The following is a 1953-nucleotide window of genomic DNA, read 5'->3' as shown; positions in this document are numbered from 1 at the left end:
TAGCTTTCGCTAAAGCGGTGTTGGTTATCAAAGCCGCCCGTAGTTACCGTCATGGCTTTTAAATTACCAAAGCCGTCATATTGGGTGTAGTTTAACGCCATTAATTGTTGGCTGCTGTCTGTTCCGGTATAGCTGCCTGTCATTTGCCCAGAGGTTAATGAGTAATATTGCTTTTGTGTTAAGCCATTACCTAGTGCGCTTTGGGTAATATTGCCTAATATATCTTGGCTTTCAACCGTTTGATATACATAGTCATTGGCTGCATTTTTAACGCTGGTTTGATAGCCTTTATCGTTATAGGTGTATTCCAGCGTAAGGTTATTAGGGTAACGCACGCCTTTAACACGGCCATAATTACCATCGTACAGTGTACTGGTGGTGTAGCTTTTACCACTGCCCAAGACGGTATGCGTGGTTGGGCGACCCAGTGTATCAAAGTTGTAGGTATGGCTTACCCCATTACCGCTGGCGCTGGTCATTTGTCCATAGCCGTTACGTGATGAGTCATCATAGCTATAGTTTAAATCAGCTTCTCCTGTCGCTGTGCGCAATACTACCCTGCCCAGAGGGTCTGTGTAAGTATTAACAATGGTGTCGTTACTTCTGGTTTCTTGTTGTAGCTCACCAAAGCCATTGTAGGTAAAGCCAGTGACCCCTTGGTTAGGGTCATCCACTTTAGTTTTACGACCGAGCGCATTGTAAGTGGCTTTAATTTGGTTGCCCGCCGCATCTTCAATCACTGCGGGTAAACCAAGGCTGTTATAGCCATAATAAGTAAAGTTACCAGCTGCGTCTTTGGTGCGCACCAGTTGCTTTAAGCTATTATAGGTACGCGACATTTGCCCAAGCGCTATGCTATGGCAGGTTTCACTCACATCAATGGTGGTGGTTAAACCACTATAACCATAAGTGACGTCCATTGTGCCGCTGGTGCTTTGACCACACTGTTGGTCAACAACCTTAGTCGCTGGGCGACCCAGTACATCAAAGTCACTGTATGTGGTGCCATAAGATGTGCCACTTTGTTTATAGGGCATTGATTCAAATGTGGTGCGGCCAAGGTTATCAAAGCTCACATCTTGATACACCCAACTGCCATCAAACGCTTGGCTGGCGGTACGAATGGTTCTACCTAGCTTGTCTTTGTACACCCGTACTTCAGGGGTGCCTGCACTGACCTGTTTAACCATCATCACTGCATAACTGGGTTTATGGTCATCGTATAAAGTCGATTGCACGGCCGAGTATTGTATTGGCATACCCGCGGTTTTTTGACTAAATGGGCGATAGAAATCATCGTAACCATAGGTGGTTGTCACCCATTTATCGGCCGATATTTGGCGCTTTTGCTGCTTAGGTTGCCCCGTAGCTCGGTCGGTAATGGTTTTAACTTGATGGCCTTTGGCGTTAGTAATAACGAGTGGAAAATAGCCATCCGCTGCTTCATTTGTACCATCTTTGGAGTAGGTCATTATAGTTTTGCGAGCGTTATTTTGCCATTGACCAGAGCTATTTTTCACTAAAGCCACCTCATTTACACTCGTCGGTAGACCATGAATATTAAATTCTGTAAAGACCGTTTTACCCTTACCTGAAGTTACTCCATTGACATACCCTTTCACTTCAATGCCTCGAGGCTTACGGTTTTTATGGTAATTACTAAAAGTAGTTTCAGTTGCGTAGTTGGCATCTAGTTGACCGTCCATAGGATCATCATCATTGCGCTGTTGAACGGCTGACTTGCTCACCGTTTTACTATCTAGCTTATGTGGCCACCAAGTGCTGGTGTTTTCACAGCTACCAGAGGCAACTTGCTCCGTTATTGACGTATGCAGCCCCCAATCATCTTTATTGGTATTGGTTGCTTTTAAAACATTGCCACACGCGTCAATTGCATTAACTCGCATGGTGCTGGTGTTCAATACATTTTTCGATGTTAAATCTCGGGTTTGC

At 44.9% G+C, this 1953-nt stretch carries 1 pseudogene; it reads right to left on the bottom strand.

The annotated features are described in order from the left end of the window. Positions 1-1953, bottom strand: a pseudogene (locus SANK73390_RS18335) (SpvB/TcaC N-terminal domain-containing protein); the annotation flags it as partial.

The sequence above is a fragment of the Pseudoalteromonas sp. SANK 73390 genome (assembly GCF_054966645.1).
Note: the sequence above shows the minus strand (reverse complement) of the source record. Positions and strands in the feature narration are given on the sequence as shown.